General features: G+C 51.0%; 15 protein-coding genes. 12 read left to right on the forward strand and 3 right to left on the reverse strand.

Going from position 1 to position 15,662, the window contains the following annotated elements; translation table 11 throughout:
- Positions 1-236 precede the first annotated feature (236 nt).
- Positions 237-1,160, forward strand: coding sequence for a helix-turn-helix domain-containing protein (locus tag F552_RS0105840; protein ID WP_245546660.1), 924 nt, complete (start codon positions 237-239; stop codon positions 1,158-1,160).
- A gap of 219 nt (positions 1,161-1,379) precedes the next feature.
- Here F552_RS0105840 and F552_RS20705 read toward each other — a convergent pair whose 3' ends face one another.
- Positions 1,380-1,580 (reverse strand): hypothetical protein, encoded by a 201-nt coding sequence (locus tag F552_RS20705; RefSeq protein WP_018150796.1) that lies wholly within the window; start codon positions 1,578-1,580, stop codon positions 1,380-1,382.
- Here F552_RS20705 and F552_RS20710 point away from each other — a divergent pair, their 5' ends adjacent.
- The 5 genes from F552_RS20710 to F552_RS0105870 all read left to right on the forward strand — a co-directional run bounded on the left by F552_RS20710 (position 1,581) and on the right by F552_RS0105870 (position 5,930).
- Positions 1,581-1,784, forward strand: coding sequence for a biotin/lipoyl-containing protein (locus F552_RS20710; protein WP_018150797.1), 204 nt, complete (start codon positions 1,581-1,583; stop codon positions 1,782-1,784).
- A gap of 238 nt (positions 1,785-2,022) precedes the next feature.
- Positions 2,023-2,574 carry a HutD family protein gene (locus F552_RS0105855; RefSeq protein WP_018150798.1) on the forward strand — a complete coding sequence of 184 codons (552 nt, stop codon included), beginning with the start codon at positions 2,023-2,025 and terminating at the stop codon, positions 2,572-2,574.
- 12 nt (positions 2,575-2,586) lie between these two features.
- Positions 2,587-3,324 carry an electron transfer flavoprotein subunit beta/FixA family protein gene (locus tag F552_RS0105860; protein ID WP_018150799.1) on the forward strand — a complete coding sequence of 246 codons (738 nt, stop codon included), beginning with the start codon at positions 2,587-2,589 and terminating at the stop codon, positions 3,322-3,324.
- 24 nt (positions 3,325-3,348) lie between these two features.
- On the forward strand, positions 3,349-4,281 hold the full coding sequence (locus F552_RS0105865) for an electron transfer flavoprotein subunit alpha/FixB family protein (protein ID WP_018150800.1): 933 nt from the start codon (positions 3,349-3,351) through the stop codon (positions 4,279-4,281).
- An 11-nt stretch (positions 4,282-4,292) separates the two neighbouring features.
- Complete coding sequence (locus F552_RS0105870; protein ID WP_211208231.1) at positions 4,293-5,930, forward strand: electron transfer flavoprotein-ubiquinone oxidoreductase; 1,638 nt, start codon at positions 4,293-4,295, stop codon at positions 5,928-5,930.
- A gap of 63 nt (positions 5,931-5,993) precedes the next feature.
- On the opposite strand, the gene hutG is transcribed toward F552_RS0105870, so the two are convergent.
- Positions 5,994-6,791, reverse strand: a complete 798-nt coding sequence (gene hutG, locus F552_RS0105875) for an N-formylglutamate deformylase (RefSeq protein ID WP_156802236.1) — start codon at positions 6,789-6,791, stop codon at positions 5,994-5,996.
- A 148-nt stretch (positions 6,792-6,939) separates the two neighbouring features.
- Here hutG and F552_RS0105880 point away from each other — a divergent pair, with 148 nt between their 5' ends.
- Positions 6,940-8,130, forward strand: a complete 1,191-nt coding sequence (locus F552_RS0105880; protein WP_018150803.1) for an NAD(P)/FAD-dependent oxidoreductase — start codon at positions 6,940-6,942, stop codon at positions 8,128-8,130.
- Between the two features lie 67 nt (positions 8,131-8,197).
- Here F552_RS0105880 and F552_RS18610 read toward each other — a convergent pair whose 3' ends face one another.
- The gene (locus tag F552_RS18610; RefSeq protein ID WP_018150804.1) at positions 8,198-9,472 is read right to left on the reverse strand and encodes a DUF3422 family protein; all 1,275 of its coding nucleotides are present in this window, start codon (positions 9,470-9,472) and stop codon (positions 8,198-8,200) included.
- 254 nt (positions 9,473-9,726) lie between these two features.
- Between F552_RS18610 and pruA the strand changes: the two genes are divergently transcribed.
- The 5 genes from pruA to F552_RS0105910 are packed head-to-tail and all read left to right on the forward strand — an operon-like array spanning position 9,727 to position 15,656.
- On the forward strand, positions 9,727-11,337 hold the full coding sequence (gene pruA / locus F552_RS0105890; RefSeq protein WP_018150805.1) for an L-glutamate gamma-semialdehyde dehydrogenase: 1,611 nt from the start codon (positions 9,727-9,729) through the stop codon (positions 11,335-11,337).
- Positions 11,338-11,352: 15 nt separating this feature from the next.
- The gene (locus tag F552_RS0105895) at positions 11,353-12,429 is read left to right on the forward strand and encodes an ABC transporter ATP-binding protein (RefSeq protein ID WP_018150806.1); all 1,077 of its coding nucleotides are present in this window, start codon (positions 11,353-11,355) and stop codon (positions 12,427-12,429) included.
- A gap of 20 nt (positions 12,430-12,449) precedes the next feature.
- A complete protein-coding gene (locus F552_RS0105900) occupies positions 12,450-13,520 on the forward strand; it encodes an ABC transporter substrate-binding protein (RefSeq protein ID WP_018150807.1) in 1,071 nt (356 codons plus the stop codon).
- A gap of 41 nt (positions 13,521-13,561) precedes the next feature.
- The gene (locus tag F552_RS0105905; RefSeq protein WP_018150808.1) at positions 13,562-14,821 is read left to right on the forward strand and encodes an ABC transporter permease; all 1,260 of its coding nucleotides are present in this window, start codon (positions 13,562-13,564) and stop codon (positions 14,819-14,821) included.
- A 4-nt stretch (positions 14,822-14,825) separates the two neighbouring features.
- Complete coding sequence (locus F552_RS0105910) at positions 14,826-15,656, forward strand: ABC transporter permease (protein WP_018150809.1); 831 nt, start codon at positions 14,826-14,828, stop codon at positions 15,654-15,656.
- Positions 15,657-15,662: the final 6 nt, after the last annotated feature.

Raw genomic sequence — 15,662 nt, forward strand, 5'->3', positions numbered from 1 at the left:
ATCTAAGGGATGCTTTGATCTGCCACTATCAGATATTGGCAAGGATGGAAAATATTGTTCCGACTGGCGGAAATGTAAATGTGCCGGCAGGGTTGACAGGGGACTAGGATCACGACAAGCTTTGCTTGCACCGATGAGGTGACAGTGACCGGGTCATCTATTGTTCATTGGGAACCGATAGCATGCTGACGAACTACCCCCCATCTGCTCGGCAGATACTGCAATGCAGCTACAGTGTGAACAGAAACACGGAAGATCAGGCACAGCAGTTTGTTGACTGGCAACTTCAGTACACGCAGATTTCGGCGGGTAAGTTCCGCGGGTGTTCCAGCATCATCAAGCGGGAAGGCATCAGTATCCATATTGAAGACCTGAACAAGCGGATCTTGCAGCGCGGGCATGTGCCTTCATCTACAGTGGCTGTCGGTATTCCTTTATCGCTGGAGGGCCACGCCCAGATCTGCGGCGAGCAAAGCAGCCGAGATACTCTGCATGTGTTTTCCTGTTATCCCGAATTCGAATTTGCATCGCCGGAATGCCATCTGGTTGCCAATGTGGAACTGGCAACCGAGCAGCTGAGTACTCCTGCCAATCAGGCGCTGGCACAGGAACTGCGCAGCCGTCTGAATGCGCCGGCCATCTTGCTGACACCGGATGCTGCTGAAAACGTACGTGGTCTAATTTCTACCGTCAGCAAGTTGCAGGATTTGGATACCGTGGCGGATGAAGGTGTACGGCAATCGCAGCAGGCGCAGCTGGAGCGCTGGTTGATGTACGGCCTGCTGGAGTCTGTCTCCGCCCACACCGAAGCCCATCGCGAAGTCCCTAAGCTGAAGAAAAGCTGGCAAGTAGTCAGGCAGGTTGAGTCGTTGCTGGAAAATCCGGCGACGTGCGTGAAGTCGATTGCCGAGCTGTGTGTGGCGCTGCAATTAAGTCGCCGGACCATCCAGTATGCGTTTGAATACGCGCTGGGCATGAACCCGGTCAGCTATTTGCGGGCGGTAAGGCTGAATCACATAAGGACTTTGTTGATTCGGGGCGAGTCCGTCACTTTTGCTGCCACGCAATGGGGATTTCTCCATCTGAGTGCGTTTGCCCAGGATTATTGCCATCTGTTTGGCGAGCTGCCTTCTGCCACCCATAAAAGATACCGGGCCTGAAAATGTCAAGGGATGCCCGGATGCAGATGGCGTCACGCATGCAGGTAGTAGAATATTATATTTCTGCTTTGGCCGAATAGTTGTTTACCCAACAGATCCACCGACAAATCCTCGGGCAAACCGATCGATCTCCTCATCTATCCTAGCCTCAGTCACTACGCTCGAACCTCCCTTACTTTACCCTATTCAAGATAGAGAGCATCTGCTTCTCATCTCTATCTACGCCTGCTTTAGACTCATAGCCGCTAGTCGCTTCTCCAACGATTCAACATCAGTTATCAAATCAACAGTCAGGCGGACCTGCCGGAAGACGGCGAAGTGAAGCTGTTCTTCGAACTGAATGGCGAGCAGCGCGTGCCGAAAGCCGGCGCCGGCAAGTAAGCCGAAGCGCGTAAGACCGAGACCGGTAACAGTAACCACGTGGGTGCCCTGATGCCGGGGATGGGGGGGACGGTGTCGGTACAACTGGGGCAGAAGGTAGCGCAAGGCGACTCGCTGGTGTCGATTGAAGCGATGAAGATGGAGACGGCGATCCGTGCGGAGCAGGGTGGTGTGATCAAGGAGGTATTGGTCAAACCTGGTCAGTCGGTGAATGCCAATGATTTGCTATTGGTCTATGCGTAGACCGATAACTTTTCTACATAAAAGAGATGAGAACAAGGACTTTGATAGCACAAGCTAGCATGGTCCGAAAGATTGTTTAAATTAATAACTATTTGAATAAATTGAAATTTATATCGCTTATGTGATGGGCGTCATGGTGCCATAGAACACCAAATCGAAGGTTTAGTATTAGATTTTCTTATGCAAAGACGGGGGATTAAACGTCGACACTAGAATCCTTGCAAAAGGAGCGAGAAACATGCTTGACGTATACAGCATTAACAAATCTGAACCGGTTTTATGGAAAAACGGTTTGGGTAAAACCAGATTACTCTTTAGCGGTTATACGCGTCAATCTGACAGCGTCAGAGTGAGTCTTGCTTACTTTAACAAGTCAGTTGAGTTTTCCCGGTTCCCTGGCATTCGCCGCATCAGCATTCTGCTGACGACGAGTGATATCAAACTCGATTTTCTGGATGGCGAATCTGTACAGCTCAAGTATTTGAGGCCTTATCAATATCAAGGCGACAGGGCGTTATATGGAAACGTCAAATCGGGAGAGCCGAATATTCTGAACATCATGTCGGCATCTGATGCTGTGAGTGCTCAGGTCATTGGTATTGATGGTTGCTACAAAATCGGGCCCGGGAAATACATATGCATAACACTGAATGAGATTGAGATTACCTGCGATGGCAGATGCAAAGCGGTGTCTGCAGGCAATGTGCTGTCGGTTGAGTCAAACACGGATATTCAGATCAGATCAACTGAAGGTAGCAAGAAATCAAGAATGATTGTAGTGACCTTATAAAGGAATACGGTAATGAAAGTACTGGTGTGCATTAAAAAAGTGGTGGATTCCAATGTAAAGATCCGCGTAAAAGCGGATGGCAGCGGGGTGGATGTAACCGGTGCCAAGATGAGCATGAATCCGTATGACGAGATCGCTATCGAAGAGGCGGTCAGGCTGAAAGAAAAAGGGATTGCAACGGAGGTTATTGCGATTACCTGTGGCGACCAAGGCTCAACGGAGACTTTGCGTAACGCGCTGGCGATTGGTGCAGATAGTGCTGTTCTGGTGGAGACGGGGATGGATCTGCAGCCGTTGGCCATTGCCAAGACCCTGACCAAAGTGAATGCGTCGATTAATGCCGATCTGATTTTCTTTGGCAAACAGGCAATTGATGATGACTCAAACCAGACCGGCCAGATGTTTGCTGCGTTAAATGACTTCCCGCAGGCCACCAATATTTCCGAGATTACGATTGCAGATCGTGTGGCAATCGTGAAGCGGGAAGTCGATGGTGGCGTTGAAAACGTGAAACTGCAACTCCCTGCCGTCTTGACGACGGATCTTCGCCTGAACGAGCCGAGATTTGTGACCTTGCCAAATATCATGAAGGCGAAAAAGAAAGAAATCCGTGTTGTGCCAAACGCGGAAGTGCAGATGACCAATCAGTCTCGATTAACCGTAAAGAACTATTTTGAACCCAAGGGACGTGAGCCAGGAATCATCTTGTCTTCTGTTGAAGAACTTGTCGAGAAACTCAAGAACGCCTAATCCATCCTGAATCGAGGTGATGAAATGAATGCATTAGTAATTGCTGAAGTAAAAAACAAAGAAGTCAAACTGTCTACCCATGCCACCATCACTGCGGCACTCAAGGTGAGCCAACAGGTGGACGTGCTGGTGATGGGCGATGATGTGGCTGCGGCTACGTCGTTGATTGCTAGTCTGGCTGGCGTGCGTAAAGTGCTGGGTTGCACGGATGGCAAGTTCAAGCACCTGATGGGTGAAGATGTGGCATCCGTCGTGGTGTCGATTGCCAAGGCGTACCAGTTTATTTTTGCGCCGGCCAATGTGTTCGGCAAAGACTTTATGCCACGTGTTGCGGCCAAACTGGACGTCAGTCAGGTGTCTGATGTGGTGGACATCATTGACCAGAAAACCTTTGTCAGACCCATTTATGCGGGTAATGCGTTTATTACGGTGGAATCCAGTGACGAAATCAAGCTGGTAACTATTCGCACGACGTCATTTAGCACTGAGTTGGCGAATGTTGCCCCGGTTACCATTGAGCAGATCAGTACACCGGCACTCTTTGCCAAGAAAGAAGTACTGTCTGTTGACGAGATCAAGAATGATCGCCCTGAATTGAATACAGCCAAAGTTGTGGTGTCTGGCGGCCGAGGGCTGGGCTCCAAAGAAAACTTTGATGGTCTGCTGATCCCACTGGCGGATAAATTGAAAGCTGCACTAGGGGCTTCTCGTGCAGCGGTAGACGCGGGCTATGTGCAGAATGATTTGCAAGTGGGGCAAACCGGCAAGATTGTCGCGCCGGAACTCTACATTGCCATTGGTATCTCGGGCGCCATCCAGCATCTGGCCGGCATGAAAGACTCCAAAGTGATTGTGGCCATCAACAAAGACAAGGATGCCCCCATCTTTTCGATTGCTGACTATGGTTTGGTGGGTGATCTGAATGAAGTGATTCCTGCCCTGACGGCCAGACTTTAAGGGGTACCGGCATGAGTGAGGTAATGGAATATGATGTGGTGATTGTCGGAGCTGGTCCATCAGGGCTGGCTACGGCCATCAAACTGAAGCAATTGGCCGAGATTCAGCAAACCGAGATTAATGTTTGCGTTCTGGAAAAAGGGTCTGAACCAGGCGCTCACATTCTGTCGGGGGCAGTGATGGACCCGCAAGCCCTGACGGAGTTGCTACCGGATTGGGAAGCCTTGGGTGCGCCGCTAAAAACTCGGGTTGTCGCTGATGAGTTTCACTTTTTGGGCTCAAAGGGATCATACAAATTACCCCACTTTTTGTTGCCTGACTGCTTTCATAACGAGGGTAACTATATTGTCAGTCTTGGTGATGTCACCAAATGGCTGGCCGCACAGGCCGAAAGTCTAGGTGTGGAGATTTTCTCTGGTTTTCCGGCCCAGAAGGTAGTGTATGGTGCACAAGGAGAAGTGATCGGGGTAGAAACCGGCGCATTTGGTATCAACAAAGATGGTTCGTTGAGTGATGGCTATCAGCCCGGCATGGAAATCCACGGGAAATACACCGTGTTTGCGGAAGGGGCGCGGGGCCATCTGGGCAAGGAACTAATCAAGCAATTTGGCCTGGATAACGAGGCTGATTCGCAAAGTTATGGTCTTGGCATCAAGGAAGTATGGGAGATCAAACCCGAGCTGCATGAAGAGGGCAAGGTCATCCATACGGCAGGCTGGCCGCTCGATCGTCATACCTATGGCGGGGCATTTTTGTATCATGCGGCGGATAACAAGATTTTCATCGGCATGGTGGTTGGCCTGGGTTACGAGAACCCGCACCTGTCGCCTTTTGAGGAGTTCCAGAAGCTCAAGACGCATCCTTTTGTTGCCCGGTTGCTGGAAGGTGGCAAGCGAATCAGCTATGGGGCACGGGCCATTGCCGCTGGCGGTTTAAACAGTCTGCCCAAGCTTTGCTTCCCGGGTGGCGTCTTGGTTGGCTGTGATGCGGGTTTCCTGAATGCTTCCCGAATCAAGGGTAGCCATGCTGCCATCAAAAGTGGTGCCATGGCGGCAGAAGCCATTGCTCAGGCGCTGCAGCAAGGTCGCCAGCGGGATGTGCTGTCAACGTATGCCGACTTGTTCAAGTCCTCCTGGCTGCAAGCGGAATTGCACAAAGCCAGAAACTTCAAGCCGTGGATGAACAAAGGCTTGATCATCGGCACCCTGATGGTGGGTCTGGAACAGAAAATCCTGAGGGGCAAGTACTTCTGGACCGTACATTCCAGAACCAAAGATGCAGCCAAGCTCAAGCGGGCAAGTGCTTTCCCGAAAATCCAGTACAGCAAGCCCGATGGCAAGTTGACGTTTGATCGGTTGTCTTCGGTTTATCTATCCAATACCAATCACAACGACAATCAGCCTGTACATCTTCGTTTGACGGACCCGAAGATTCCGGTGATGCATAATCTGGCCCATTATGATGGTCCGGAGAGCCGCTATTGCCCGGCCGGGGTGTACGAGTTTAGCGAGGAAGGCGGGGATAAAAAACTGGTGATCAATGCCCAGAACTGCCTGCATTGCAAGACGTGCGATATCAAAGATCCGCTACAGAATATCACCTGGGTGACGCCTGAAGGGGGCGGCGGACCAAATTATACGTCGATGTAACGCTGGGTGTCGTCCTGAAGTCCCCTGGTCCGGTTTTTCGCCAGGGGATTTTCCATTGTGATCTTATGGTTTGAGGGCTGACATGGCATCAAACGCTGCTTGGATCAGCATCTTTAGGGTGGATTTCACCTCGGGTGCCTGGGTGTTATTCAATGCATACGGAAATGATTCGTTCATGTAGATCCGCTGGCTCATTTCCAGCTGGATAGCATGGACGTGTTGCGCAGGGGCGCCATAGTTGCGGGTAATGAAACCGCCTTTAAAGCGCTGGTTTGCTACAAAGTCCAGTTGCAGCCTGTCTGCTGCTGCCAGTACCGCGGCAAGAATCTGATCATCACATGCCCCACCATCTGCCGTGCCAAAGTTAAATGCCGGTAGCAAGCCTTCAAACAGGTAAGGCAGCTCGCTGGCGATCGAGTGTCCCTCCCATACCAAGGCCTGACCATGGACAGATTTCAGACGTGCAATTTCGTTTTGCAATGCCAGATGATAGGGCGACCAGAAGTCTTGAATGCGCGCTTGGATTTCTCCGTCGGTGAGCACTAACGGGTCTTTATACAAAGGAGTGCCCATGAACGTGGTAGCAGGACACAGGCCGGTAGTGTTTTTTCCCGGGTACAGACTTTCGTTCTGGTTACTGCGGTTGAGGTCAATCACGTATCTGGAGTACAGGGGGGTAATGATGGATGCTCCAATATCCGCAAAAAAATCATACAGCTCGCCCAGATGCCAATCGGTATCCGGCAGAAATTTGGCATCGTCGGTTAATTGCCCGCGAATCTCTTCGGTCAGCCCGGTGCCAATATGGGGCAGAGAGATCAGGATAGGCGCTGTGCCCTGTATCAAATTGAACGTTTTCATCATTTCCTCCGAAAACAAGGATTATTGTTTTCAGGAAAATATGATCGGGCTGCATAAAGTTATCTTTACTTTAAGATAAGCATTGCTTATGAAGTCTCGGCGATTGAATTGTGATTCTATGATGACACCAATCAAACAGGAGGTTGGTATGAATCAGAATTACGATTACATTGTGATTGGCGCAGGGGTGATTGGTACTTCTACCGCTTTTCATCTGGCAAAGCTCGGGGCTAAGAATGTGCTGTTGATTGACAGAGGCCAAGTAGGTGAAGGAACAACCTCCCAGTCATCCGGTATTTTGAGAACCCACTATTCTGTGGTGCAGAATGTGGAAATTGCCAAGCACTCATGGGATGTGTTCAAGAACTTCAGCGACTATCTGGAAGACCCGGAAGCATCGTGTGGCCTGGTGAAATGTGGCTATATGATTACCTCTCCAGACAATGACAAGCTGGGGGCCCTGAAAGGGGCGCTGGACGCCCAGCGCGACATGGGTATCCAGGTGGACTTTCTTTCCAGGGCGGAAGCCAAAGAGTTGTTGCCGATTGCCCAGTTTGAAGACTCTGCGTTGATCGGCTATGAGCCGGAAGCCGGTTTTGCTGATGCGTATCTGGTTGCCAGTTCTTTTGCCGCCGGCGCCCGTAAGCGCGGTGTGGACGTCAAGCAAGGTGTGGCAGTAACGGGGCTGATCAAGCAGGGCAACAAAGTGGTTGGTATTCAGACAACGGATGGTGAGTTCTATTCTTCCCATATCGTCAGCACCCAGAACATCTGGTCTGGTGTGCTGAAAGAATGGACCGGGATTGATATTCCGCTGGTGCCGGAACGCCATGCGGTGATGTCGCTTGAATGTGCGGGGGCCGCGTATACCTACGAGATGCCGGTGTATAAGGACCTGGGCTCGCCTGGCATGTTGTACTGCCGCAGTTATGGCGGTAACCAGATGCTGGTCAGCGAGGGCATTGTCGGTGACTCGCTGAATAACCCGGAGACAGAACAGGCCGATATCCCGCTGGATTACGTGGTCGAAGTCGGTGCGCAGGTGGCAGAACGCTTCCCGGCCTATGAAGCAGCCGGGCTGGCGTCCTCCTGGACCGGTGTTTACGATGTAACCCCGGACTGGAACCCTGTGATGGGCTTTTTGCCGGGCATCGAAGGCTTCACCTGCGCTTTTGGTTTCTCGGGTCATGGCTTCAAATTGTCCCCCGGTGTTGGCTTGCTGCTGGCCCAACAGGCCATGGGCCTGAAAACGGATATTGATCTGGCGCCTTATGCTTACGACCGTTTTACCAGCGGCTCGCTTCTGACCGGTAAATACGGCCTGGGCGCGGTTTCCTGATTACAGTTATTTCTCCTCACTCTGCTGATAGTGCCCGGGCGCCGTACTCTACCCGGGCATTTTTTTATCAGACCTTGATTTTCTTGATGGCGAGCGAGTGCTTGTACACCATATACACGGTTGGAAACAGGATCAGGAATTCTGCGACCTCTACATTCACGTCAACCCCCAGATGGTGGACGGCCTTGAGTCCCACACCGATCAGGTTGACGATGTAATAGCTGATAGCGGCAACGGATAATCCCTCTACGGCTTTTTGCATCAGTAATTGCGAGTTGGCCGTTTTGTTCATGCCCGCCAGTAAGGAGTTGGTTTGCTTCTCCTGCACCAAGTTCACCCGTGTACGCAACAGGTCTGCCGCCCGGGAAACATTTTTGGCCAATTGCTCATGCCGAACAATGATGGTGCGGCAAGTATCAATAGCGGGCTTCAGGCGCCTGTCCATGAACTCGCCTACTGTCGGGTAGCCTTCGATTCTGGTTTCACGCAGCTCATGAATCCTCGATCTCACAATATCGTCGTAGGCAATTGAGGCAGAGAAGCGCGAGCTATGGTGGTAGTACTTGTGAATTTTTGCCGAAAGGCTGGTTAATTGAATCAACAGGTCTGCATCGCTTGTTGTCTGGCCTGCATCGATCAGGGCAATAAAACTGGATAATTCGGATTCCAGAAAGAATAGCTCTTGTGCCATTTGCCGGGCGATGGGCAAGGCTAACAAGGCCATCATCCGATAGTCTTCAATTTCCAGTAATCGCTGCACGGCCCGGCCAAGCTGTCGTTCACGAAAATCCACGTCATAAACAAGCATGCTGGAAAAGCCATCCGGATTCAGTTTCCAGTCACACAACACTTCTCCGCCGCTCAGTACACGGGAGTTCACCAGCGTGCGGCCATTAAACAGTTGGTGGGCGATCCGTTCTTTTTCCTGGTAATCCTCTCGATTCAAGGCCAGTACCCGGACCGCGGTAATCAGGCAATGCTGGATGGACTGATACCAGGATGGCGGCAATAAATGATGGTGACACAACAGGATCTCGTCCGTGTCGATGCTGGGTAAATCATACACAAAGGTATAGCTGGAGAACTCCGTATGCCGTGACCACTTGACCGTGACACCGGCTTCTTCGTGAAAAAAGGCAGAGATATCTTGTGCGGGTGGTTGTATGCCAAGGGCTGCGCAGAGTTGATTCAGCAAGCGCTCATGCACGTCGGGGTCCTCCGAGCTAAAAATGCCCAGATGAAAAATGATGGAGCGATGCTGGATTTTCAGGAAGGGCCTGGCATGTACTTCGTTTGCCAGCAGGGTGCGGAGAGGGTGATCTTTCTGTGAGTGTGAATCCATTTTCAACTTTAGTCGTGATGTCTTTTTTGATTGTTCTGGACGATTGGATGTGTGTAGGTATCAGAAGGTGTGGGGCAGATTATTGGGGGGCCGCTTCAACAGTCAGTTTGTATTAAGTTTCGTGATACTAAATATAAGAAGGTGTTGATGACAGGGGGTAAAAAATCGCACTGGTCTATCCTACTCAGGAGGCAAAAACCTACCGTTCTTGTGCGCAGCTTTTTCACATTTTTTTGTTTGCTAGTGGAGTAATCATGAACTCTGTTCCAAATATCCCGTACCCGAAAAACGACCCAGAACTTTCATTTAAGGCAGGTCTGCCCCAAACTGAAAAACTGAAAGACCAACTGGCAAATGCACCTGTAGTAGATATTCCAGCGGTGATTGGCGGGGTGAAGTATTACTCCGAAGACATCATCGAGGTTCGTCCTCCGCATGACCAGTCTCGTGTCATTGCCCGTATTCATCGCCCAACCAAAGAGATGATCGAAAAAGGCATCTCTGCCTGTGCCGATGCTGCAAAAGACTGGGCCAACACCTCTTTTGCCGACAAAGCAGCAATCCTGAATCGTACCGCAGAAATCATCGACAAGAAAAAGCGTATCGAGATTGATGCCGCAACCATGCTGGGTCAGAGTAAAACCATTGATCAGGCAGACCCTGATAGTGGCAATGAACTGATCGATTTCTTGCGCTTTAACGCCTACAACGCACAGCGCATTTATGCAGAACAGCCGCTGACCGTGCCAACCGCGCTGAACCGCATCGACTGGCGTCCGCTGGAGGGTTTTGTGTATGCCATCTCTCCATTCAACTTCACGGCAATCGGCGGCAATCTGACGACCGCGCCTGCCATGATGGGTAACACCGTTCTGTGGAAACCGGCCGAGAAGGCCTCGCTGGCCAACTACATTTTCTATCAGGCACTGGAAGAAGCAGGCCTGCCACCCGGCGTAATCAACTTCATGCCAGGTAAGGCTAGCGAAGTTTCAGCTGCTGCACTGGGCTCCAGAGATTTGGCCGGCATTCACTTCACCGGCTCTTCTGAAGTGTTCCAGGGTTTGTGGAAAGGCGTGGCGGATAACCTGTCTCGTTACAAGAGTATTCCGCGCATTGTGGGTGAAACTGGTGGTAAAGACTTTGTTTTGGCACATGCCTCTGCAGATGCCGATGTCGTTGCGATTTCGCTGATCCGCGGTGCATTTGAGTACCAAGGCCAGAAATGTAGCGCAGCCTCACGTGCTTATATCTCAGAGTCTCTGTGGCCATCTGTCAAAGACAAGATGCAGAGCATGCTAGCCACCCTGAAAGTGGGCGATGTGGCGGACTTGTCTACCTTCATGGGTGCCGTGATCAGCAAAGAATCTCACGAGAAGCTGACCGCTCGCATCCAGAGCGCCAAAGACGACAAAGAATGCCAGATTGTGTACGGCGGCAAGACCTGGCGTGAGCCCGGTTTCTTTGTTGAGCCGACCATCATCCAGGTTAGCAACCCTAAACACAACCTGATGGAAGAAGAGCTCTTTGGCCCGGTACTGACGGTATACGTTTTTAAAGACCAGGAATGGGACAACACGCTGCAACTGATTGATGCGACCAGCCCGTATGCCTTGACTGGCTCCATCTTCTGTACCGAGCGCTACAAACTGGTGCAGGCAGAAAAAGCGCTCGTGAATGCAGCGGGCAACCTGTACATCAATGACAAGCCAACTGGCGCGATGATCGGTCAGCAACCGTTTGGCGGCATGCGTGCCAGTGGTACCAATGACAAGGCCGGCTCATGGCTGAACCTGATGCGCTGGGTGTCTCCACGCACTGTCAAAGAGTCCTATTTCGTTGATCCGAACTGGGTATTTGGTCAATAACTGCCGGGTAAAGAAATGAATAATATCGTCTCGTTCAAAAGTGTCCAGAAGACTTACGACGGTGAAACACTGGTCGTCAAAAATCTGAATCTGGACATTAAACGAGGGGAATTTCTCACCATGCTTGGCCCTTCGGGGTCAGGCAAAACAACCTGTTTGATGATGCTGGCGGGGTTCGAGACCGCCACTCATGGTGAGATCCTCTTGGAAAACAGGCCTATCAACAAGATTCCGCCAGAAAAGCGGAATATCGGGATGGTGTTTCAGAGCTATGCCCTGTTTCCACATATGTCGATTGCAGAAAACCTGGCTTTTCCGCTCAAGCTGAGAAAAGTCTCAAGGTCTGACATCGAGAGCAAAGTAAAGCGCGCTTTGGCCATGGTGAACATGGAGCGTTTTGCCTCTCGCATGCCAGGGCAATTGTCTGGTGGTCAGCAGCAGCGGATTGCCGTTGCCCGTGCACTGGTGTTTGAACCTTCCATCGTGCTGATGGATGAACCGTTAGGCGCACTGGACAAACAACTGCGTGAGCAATTGCAGTTTGAAATCAAGCGAATCCACGAGGAAAGCGGCCTGACTGTGGTGTATGTCACCCATGATCAGAGTGAAGCCATGACCATGTCAGATCGGATTGCGGTTTTCAACAACGGGATCATCCAGCAGCTGGCTACACCTGCCAAATTGTACGACGCACCCGAGAACGCATTTGTCGCCAATTTCATTGGTGAGAACAATGATATTTCCGGGGTTATCAAGACAATTGAAAACGGCATCTGTCACGTAGAAACAGAGAGTGGCGATACCGTCTGCAGCAGCAATTTCCAATCGCTAGAGGTGGGTAACCGGGTATCTGTTTCGCTTCGGCCAGAGAAGGTCACGCTGGGTATCAGAGATGAAAACCATATGAATTGCTTCCAGGCCAAGATTACCGACCTGATTTATTACGGTGATCACACTCGGGTCATGATGAAGGCCTGTGGTAAAGAAAGCTTTGTTGCCAAAGTGACCAATAATGGCGCCATCTTCAATCACAAGATTGGAGACATGGTGAAGATTGGCTGGTCTGAAAAGGTTTGTTGCGCACTGCAATAGTTGTATTCGGGAGAAGAGTCGTGAAACTGAAAACCAAAACATATTTATCTGTACTGGCTGCATTTGCAGTGACCGGTGCACAAGCATCGTCCAGCCTATCATTTACCTCTTGGGGCGGGTCGTATCAGGAAGCACAGGAAAAAACCGCGGTGAAACCATTTGGTATCGCCAACAAGGTAGATATCAAAACTGACGCTTACAACGGCGGGATTGCTCAGGTCAGGGCGCAGGTTCAGACCAAGAACGTCACTTGGGATATCGTGGACATGCAATTAAGTGATGTCATCCGTGCCTGTGACGAAGGTCTGCTGGAGAAAATCAATCCGGATATCGACCTTGCCAAAGACAAGAGCGGCAAGCCGGCCAAGTCAGATTACTTGCCGGGGGCGATCAATAACTGCATGGCGGGCAATATCAGCTGGTCCACCATTCTTGTCTTTAACAAAGACAAGTTCAAGGGAAGCCAACCGAAAACAGTGGCAGATTTCTTTGACCTGAAGAAATTTCCGGGTAAACGCGCGTTAAGAAAGTCACCCGAAGGGGCGCTGGAGTGGGCGCTGATCGCGGATGGCGTACCTCCTGCCCAGGTATACAAAACGCTATCAACGCAAGCCGGTGTTGAACGCGCCTTCAAGAAGCTCGATACCGTCAAGTCTTCGATTGTCTGGTGGGAGGCGGGTGCACAGCCCCCCCAGCTGCTGGCTGACGGCGAGGTAACGATGGCCAGTGCGTACAACGCACGCATCTATACCGCCATCATGAATGACAAAAAGCCGTTTGAGTTCCTGTGGGATGGCCAGCTAAAGAACATAGAGGGTTATGTCATTGTGAAAGGCAGCAAGAATGTGGCGGCTGCCAAGGCATTCATCAAAGAAGCGACAAAACCGCAGGCATTGGCTGATCTGGCTACCAGCACTGCTTATGGTCCGTTGCGGAAATCGGCTGTTTCACTGGTCGATCCTAAAGTGGGCAAATATCTGCCGACTGCACCAGAACACCAAAAAGGATCACTCGATGTTGATCCTCTTTTCTGGGCCGATAACGCAGATGCGCTGAACCAGAAGTTTGCGGTTTGGCTAGGTCGCAAGTAACCGATAGACAGGGAGGGCGGTGCCTGCCGCAATGACCGATCATGACCAATAGTACATATACAGAAACATTAACTTCTGCTGAAGCCAAAGTGCTGAAGCGGAATTTAAGAAAGTCTGAACGTTTCGGATTGTATAAGGCACTGCTACTCATTTTGCCTTTGTTCGTTTTTCTGATGTTTACGTTCATTCTGCCGATTGGCAGTTTGCTGTTCAAGTCGGTAACGGATGATGTGATCCCGACCGAGTGGCCAGCACTGACTCAGTCGCTTGCCGCCTGGGACCCGGCCAAAAAGCAGTTGCCTGACAGCCAGACCTACTCAAATCTGGTTGTGGACTTGCAAAAGTCGATTGAAGACGATGGCAATAGCCGTGTGGCAACAAGACTGAATTTTCAGCAGTCGGGCATGCGTTCATTGATCATGAAAACCATGCGCCATCTGGACGGCATGGACCTGAAGGATGCAAAGCAGTCGCTGATCGACGCCGATGAACGATGGGGTCAGATTGGCACATGGACCATCATCAAGTTTTCGTCACAGCGACTGACGTTTGATTACTTCCTGAATGCATTTGATTACACAAGAGATGAGTTCGGCAATGTGGTCCATAACGCCCCTGCAGACAGTTTGTATCAGGATGTTTTCATCCGGACGATTGTGGTCAGTCTGACCGTTGCTGTGTTGTGTGTGCTGATTGCGTATCCGGTAGCGTCTTTTCTGGCTGCGCTGCCGAGCAAGTTCAGCAATCCGCTGATGATCCTGGTGTTGCTACCTTTCTGGACGTCGTTTCTGGTACGTACCACTTCCTGGATCGTGATGTTGCAAACCAACGGGCCGATCAATCAGTTCTTGCTGGAACTAGGGCTGATACTGAAGCCGCTGGAGCTGATCTACAACCGGTTTTCGGTGCTGGTTTCCATGACCCACATCTTGCTGCCGTATTCCATTCTGTCGCTGTATAGCGTGATGAAGGGTATCTCGCCGGTATATGTCAAAGCCGCACGTTCTCTGGGGGCCGGTCCCATCAAGGCCTTCTTTAACGCGTACTTCCCGCAGACCCTGCCTGGCGTGGTGGCGGCTGGCATCCTGAGTTTTATCCTGGCCATTGGCTATTACATCACCCCGGCGCTGGTGGGTGGGGCAGATGATCAGCTGGCCAGTTATTACATTGCGAATCACGTGAACACTACGCTCAACTGGGGCCTGGCGAGCGCTTTGTCCGTCTTGCTGTTGGGTGGCGTGATGGTTCTTTACATTGTGTTTGTCCGCATGACCGGCGGCAAAGGCATGAAATTAGGATAACAGTATGATGAATTTCCCGGCATATACCAATCTTTGGGGAAAGCTTGCCAAGTATCTGCATGTGATCTATTCGCTGTTGATACTGGTTTTCCTGATTATTCCGATCATTGTCATCATCCCTTTGTCATTTAACTCGGAGCCCTATTTCACTTATCCGATGCCGGGACTGAGTCTGAAGTGGTATGAGGCATTCTTTACCAGTCCTGTCTGGATCAGTTCGCTCAAGAATACCTTGCTGGTGGGCGTGATTTCGACACTGATTGCGACGGTGCTGGGCATCATGGCCTCGCTTGGGCTGATGCATCCCCGCTTGCAACGGCTGGCATGGCTAAAAGGGGTACTGATGTCCCCCATGATCGTGCCACTGATCATTACTGCGGTAGGTGTCTACTTTGCCTTTAGCCCGATTGGGTTATCAAACAGCCTGCTTGGCTTGATTTTGGCCCACTCGGCGCTAGGTGTTCCGTTTGTGATTGTGACCGTGACCGCGACACTGGCTGGCTTTAACGAGACCTTAACCCGGGCAGGTCGGATTCTCGGCGCCTCTCCGCTGCAATGTTTCTTTCAGGTGAAATTGCCGCTGATTGCCCCGGGCGTGATCTCCGGTGCGCTGTTTGCTTTTGCCACCTCGTTTGACGAAATCGTGGTGGCCATCTTCCTGACTAGCGCAGATCAGCGGACCGTGCCGCGGCAAATGTGGTCAGGCATCAGGGAGCAGCTGAGTCCAACGATTCTTGCCGTAGCGACAATCCTGATTGTCATGTCAACCATCATGCTGATTACGTTAGAGCTACTCAGAAGACGTACAGAAAGAATCAGATCAGGCAGCTTGTAATTTATT

The sequence above is a fragment of the Leeia oryzae DSM 17879 genome, assembly GCF_000376945.1.
Classification (GTDB): domain Bacteria; phylum Pseudomonadota; class Gammaproteobacteria; order Burkholderiales; family Leeiaceae; genus Leeia; species Leeia oryzae.